This is a genomic window from Spirillospora sp. NPDC046719 (genome assembly GCF_040645715.1).
GTDB lineage: Bacteria > Actinomycetota > Actinomycetes > Streptosporangiales > Streptosporangiaceae > Spirillospora.
Genome location: NZ_JBEYYT010000108.1, coordinates 1 through 5276 on the forward strand (window position 1 = coordinate 1; position 5276 = coordinate 5276).

Genomic DNA, 5276 nt, shown 5'->3' on the forward strand with positions numbered 1-5276 from the left:
GGGTCTGGAGGAGAACACCGCCGGGCTTTGGTCTTCGGGGTCAGCCGACCTCTTGGTAGGCGGTGGCGATGGCGGCCACGATGTTCAGCTGGACGGGGCCGGCGGCGCGCAACCACACCAACGCCGGGAGGGTCGGAGATCGCACCAGGTCGATGCTGAGTCCAACTGGCCAGGGCTCGCCGCTGGGCTCCAGCACCGTGACGGCCAACTCGCTGAGCGGAGCGGCACCGGGGCCCGGCGGCCGCCCCACCTCCAGGTAGTAGACGTTGGCGAAGGACAACACGACGTCGGGCCGGCCCGGTCCCCACCGCAGCTGCAGATCGACCGAGTCGCCCCCCTCGGCAAGCGACGTCGACAGCCGCTCGATGCTGTAGCCCTCGCAGGCCAGCGCCACCTTGGTGAATGCGTCGAAGGTCATGGCCGAATCACCCGTTCTCCGGTGGAATGCTGCTGCGTCCGCAGACCGTCGGGGCCGTAGCGCGGATGGTAGTTCTTCTGGTTAGGACCGGGATCGATCTTTGGACCGAGGCGTTGAACTTCGCCATCAGGTCTGATCCACACTTCACTGCCGTCGGGATTAGTGTAGTGCCGGTACCCGTCGGCGGTTTCCCCTTGCAGGGTGAATCCCTGATCAGCGAGCTCCCGCTCGGCCTCTTCCAAGGATTTCCCATTGAGGTCGGGGAGCCGCGCCGCGCCGATGTCCTCACGGTTGCCTTTGACCGCGCCCTCGAGGGACTTCTCCAGCCCCTGGGTGTCGGCGTCGCTGGGTTGGACATTGGGCGCCTTGTCGGCGCTGTTCTCGGCGGCCTGGATGACGTGCTCGGCCAGGGCTCCGGCAGCGATCAAGGTGACGGCGCCGAGCAGGGCGGTGGCGATCGGGCCGAGGATGCTCATCGCCAGCGCGGTGTCGGCGGCCGCCGCACCAGCATCGGACGCGCCGCCGGTCTCGGGGGTGAAGAACAAGCCGGCCCCGATGACGACGACGCCGACGACCCCGGCGCCGGCCAGTTCCCATCTGGCCTTGTTGTGGGCGTGCTCGACGGCGTCGGCGTACTTGGTGCAGGCGTTGGCGATGTTCTTGCACAGGTCCGGGAGCGCCTGGAGCACCGTGGCGTCGTTGCAGGAGGCGTACAGCTTGCTTCACACGTCGTCGATGGCGCGGGCGTCGCGGGTGTGGTTGCCCTCGGTGACCGAGTAGATGGCGGTGCCGAGTTTCCCGGTGGAGGCGGTCAACCGGTCGTGGACACTGTTCCAGGCCGCGGCCGCGGTGCGGAGCTTGCCCGGGTCGCCGCTGGGCCACAGCTCGGCGAGCTGGTGGGGGAGCGAGGAGCCGGCCGAGCCGAGAACCGGCGGCGGCATCGCCATGGTCTTGTCGGTGACGACCTGTTTGCCGACCTGCTGACTGAGCTGCCACGCCGGCAGCGGCGGCTGCGCCCCCGGGTTGAGCAGCACACCCGACCCCATGGTCGGCGGGGTGCTGATGGTCGAGTGATGATCGGCCCTGAGGTAGTTGCCTGCGGTCGCGCCCAGGCACAGGGAGATGCCGCCGACACTGCGCATCACGGCGCGGAACGCCCGCCAAGCACCTTGGACCGCACTGGTGTAGTGGGGGGCGAACGCCACCGCCGCCTTGTCCGGTGCGTGCCCGGCCATCCCATTGCAGCCGCTCAGCGCCGCGGCCAGCGCGTCCCAGGCGCTGCCGATGTTCCACTGCTCGGTCGCGAACGTGGTGGCGGCCTGCTGCACCACGGCGGGGGTGATCAGGACGTCGGTCACAGCGGCGTCCACATCCGCAGGGTGGCCTCATGAGCGGTGCGGAAGTTGCGGTGCGCGAGGCCGACGTGGCGGTGCAGCCGGTCGAGTTCGGCGGCGAGGTTGCGGGCGGAGGCATGCCAGGAGTCGGCGGCGTCCTGGTAGGCCCGCCGGGCCGGGCCGTCCCACTCGGCCAGGTGGACGTTAAGGTCCCGTTCCAGGTCCGCCAGCACGCCGTTCAGGGCTTGCAGCGCGTTCCGGAAACTTCTTTCGGTGTCCTCGAACACTTGAAAATCGGCCTCGATTTGCATCGAGCTCCACTCCCACCATCACTAAAGGTGACAAGTGAGGAAAAAGGTATTGAGTCTCGGCCGTAACCGGCAACCCTTGCAATGCTCGACGCCCGCCATCAGCTGCCTGCAACCTGCGATAACGTCGAACATTTTTATAATCGAAGCGTGGCTGCGGCCGCGTTGGTCACGGCGTCCGTCGCTGTCCGCGGTATCTGGGCCGGTCACGCCACCACTGCCCGAGCCTCCGGCGCAGCGTTTGTTCGGGGAACCGGCGGGCTATCGAAGCCTGGGCCCGGTCGGCTGCCTCGATGAGTTCCTGGCCGACGGTGCGCAACCACCAGCGTTGGGTTCTCCAGTCCAGCACCAGGCCGAGCGAGGCCAGCGGCAGCGCAAGCGCGATCAGTCCGATGACGATCCAGCTGCGGGTAGCCAGGCCGGTACCGACGGCGATGAGGCGGACCGCCACGGCGACCACGAAGACCAAGTTGATCGATACCGCGGATGCCGTCACCGACACCAGCGTGCGGCGGCGCCGGCGGTAACGTCGCCACGTCAGTGCCGCTCCTTGATCAGCCAGGTACTGTCCGGCCCGCCGCTGCCGCTTGATCCACGCTACGGCCGCGTCGATGTCCGGAGGCGTGTAGGCGCGGTCGGTGTAGCGGTGAATCTGATAGCGGACCCGAGGCAGACCCCGCCCCTTGCTGTTCTTCAACAGGGTGAGGCTGCTGTAGGCCAGGCCGAGCAGCGCCAGCCCCACCAACGCCATCCCATACTTTCTGTCTACGGTCGAGGCGTCGGAATCGGTGACCACGTTCACGCCCAGGCCCGCGAGCACCGCAGCCAGTCCGGAGAACAGCGGGGCGTACACCAGCGAGACGCTCAGTTCGGCTTGATGGACCCCGAGCGCCCTACCCCACCGGTACCTCGGCGCGGCCAGCAGCCACCACGCCCCTTCCCAGACGAACAGCGCGTAGCTGTAAACCAAGGCGGCGGAGCACAGCACTGCGAACGCGCTCCACACCAGCGCTCCGAACGCGCCCACACCCGTGCTCCTCTCACCGCCGGCGCAATGCTGCAGCGCCACCATTTCGACGCGACGATGGGATATCCGGTTCGGTGACGCTGCCCCTCACGCGACAACGCTCCGTGTGGGAACCTTCGTCAGACGCAGCCGTAGGCCGGACTCCGGCCGCCCCCGCGACGGCCCGACTCCAAGGCGGATCCGCCTACGCCGGGACGGCGACGAGGACACATCCGCCGGGACGGGATCCCCGCCACGGCGGTGGCGCGTGGGGCCCCTTGCCGGGAGGCGAGTGAGTCCGTGACCGCAGACAAGCACCTCAAGCACGCCGCTCGCACGCTGGCCGCCGCCGAGAGCATGCCTAGCAGCCCTCCGTGCCGCTTGGACGAGCGCCGGCTGACCGGCTCGAGACACCAGCCGAGGGCCGCGACCTGGGTACCGGCCACCCGCACTGGCCGGTACCCAACTTGAGCAAGTGCGCTCGGCGAACCGGTGGACGGCGGACCCCCGCCCGGACCGGCTGGCTGTCGATGCGATGCAACACGCACCGCGTGACGTCACGCGTTTCTCCGGTCCGAGTTCGTCAGCGAGTTCCTGCAGGGATGCGGCTGGCTAGGGGGTAGCAAAGACAACCTCGGACAGCCGTGCGGTATCGCCGCGCAGCACGGCGTGTGGCAGGTCGTCGCACCATTCGGTCAGCCAGCGTGCTTCCTGGTCGCGTGAGTGCTGGTCATGGCGGAGGGGGAGCGGGGCCGGTTTCGCCAGCAGCGCGTTCAGGGCCTTGACCTCTTTGGACGCGCCCAGCCCCGTGAGGATCGCCAGTGCCTGCCGCAGATGGTGGTGCGCCTCGGCCGTCTCCCCGGCGTTGCGGTGTGCTACTCCCGCGTTCCGCAGGGCCGCGGCCTCCTGGCGGGGGTCGCGCAGCGATCTGTAAAGGGCCGCCGCCTCCAGGGCCCAGTGGATCGCCGCGTTCCGGTGGCAGGTGCCGCAGCGGCTCGTATAGGCCGCGCTGAGGTTGAGGAAGATCGTTGCTTTGACCGGGAGTGCGTCGATCTCCTCGGCCGTCTTGAGCGCCCGACACAGCTGCCAGATGATGAAGGACGCTGAGCCGCGGGGACGCCAGTCGAGGCAGGTGAGCGCGTGGTTGACGCGGGCGAGCATGGCATCGGCGGAGGCGTCCAGGCGTTCGAAGAGACGGATGGCAGTGTCGAGGGTTCTGGCGGCCTCCGCATAGCGGCGCTGCATCCGCAGGGCATCGCCGAGAGCCGTCAGGGCCTGGCCCTGACAACGCAGGTCCCGCGTGGCCGTGCAGATGTCCAGGTCGGCCCGGTGGCATGATTCGGCCCTGGCGTACCTGCCCATGCGGAAGTACACGAGGCCGAGATTGTGCAGGACATCGCCCTCTGAGACGAGGTCAACTCCGCGCAAGAGTTCGCGTGCGCGCCTGAGATGCGACTCCGCCAGACCGTACCGCCCTCCGATGCGGTAGGCGTTGCCCAGGTTGGCCGAGGCGACGGCCTGCTGCCTCGGGCCCAGCCCGGCAGCCGCGTCCAGCGCACGGGTCTGCGCCGCAATCGAATCGTCCACGAGCTGGCGGAACTCCAGGTAGGCGCTCAGGTCGGCGGCGAGCGCGAACGTGCGGAGCCACTGGCCCGACTCGTGGGCCTCGGACAGGGCGGCGAGCAGGTTCGCGCGTTCGGTGTCCAACCAGGACAGGGCCTGCTCCCGGGTGGCGAAACGGTCGTCCTCGGATCCGCCGAGCCGGCGGGCGGCAGATGCGGCGGTCCGCTGGTAGAACTCCGCGAGCCGGCCATGCGCGGCGACGCGGTCGGGCTCGGCGTCCTCGTCGGCCAGCCTTTCCCGGGCGTAGTCGCGCATCAGGTCGTGGAAGCGGTACCTGCCGTCCGCCGAACCGTCCTCGATCAGATGGGCCGCGCGGAGGCGGCGCAACATCCTGCGGACACCGGAGGCCGGGGAGTCCGCGAGGACCGCCGCCGCGGCGAGCCCGAACTCGGCGCCGGGGTTCAGCGCCAGCGACCGGAACAGCCGGGCCTGCCCCGGGGCGAGGCGTGCATACGACAGGTCGAACGCCGCGCGTACCGCGATCTCACCGTCGGCGTCGGCGTAGTACAGCTCCTCCAGCCGCGCCCCGACTTCCGACAGGTCGGCGACCGTCCCGGCCAGTGGCCCGGACGGCTCCTCCGCCAGCC

General features: G+C 69.4%; 6 protein-coding genes. All 6 read right to left on the bottom strand.

Annotated elements, in window-relative coordinates; translation table 11 throughout:
- Positions 1–40 precede the first annotated feature (40 nt).
- Positions 41–418: a hypothetical protein gene (locus ABZ914_RS19995; protein WP_500194688.1), complete on the bottom strand. Its 378-nt coding sequence runs from the start codon at positions 416–418 to the stop codon at positions 41–43.
- On the bottom strand, positions 415–1107 hold the full coding sequence (locus tag ABZ914_RS20000; protein ID WP_500194689.1) for a PASTA domain-containing protein: 693 nt from the start codon (positions 1105–1107) through the stop codon (positions 415–417). The genes ABZ914_RS19995 and ABZ914_RS20000 overlap by 4 nt, the downstream gene beginning before the upstream one ends.
- 33 nt (positions 1108–1140) lie before the next feature.
- Positions 1141–1788, bottom strand: coding sequence for a hypothetical protein (locus ABZ914_RS20005; RefSeq protein WP_500194691.1), 648 nt, complete (start codon positions 1786–1788; stop codon positions 1141–1143).
- Positions 1773–2063: a WXG100 family type VII secretion target gene (locus ABZ914_RS20010; protein ID WP_500194692.1), complete on the bottom strand. Its 291-nt coding sequence runs from the start codon at positions 2061–2063 to the stop codon at positions 1773–1775. The genes ABZ914_RS20005 and ABZ914_RS20010 overlap by 16 nt, the downstream gene beginning before the upstream one ends.
- Positions 2064–2229: 166 nt before the next feature.
- On the bottom strand, positions 2230–3087 hold the full coding sequence (locus ABZ914_RS20015; RefSeq protein ID WP_500194695.1) for a hypothetical protein: 858 nt from the start codon (positions 3085–3087) through the stop codon (positions 2230–2232).
- Between the two features lie 591 nt (positions 3088–3678).
- Positions 3679–5276 (bottom strand): tetratricopeptide repeat protein (locus ABZ914_RS20020; protein WP_500194697.1); only part of this gene is annotated, 1598 nt, incomplete at its 5' end.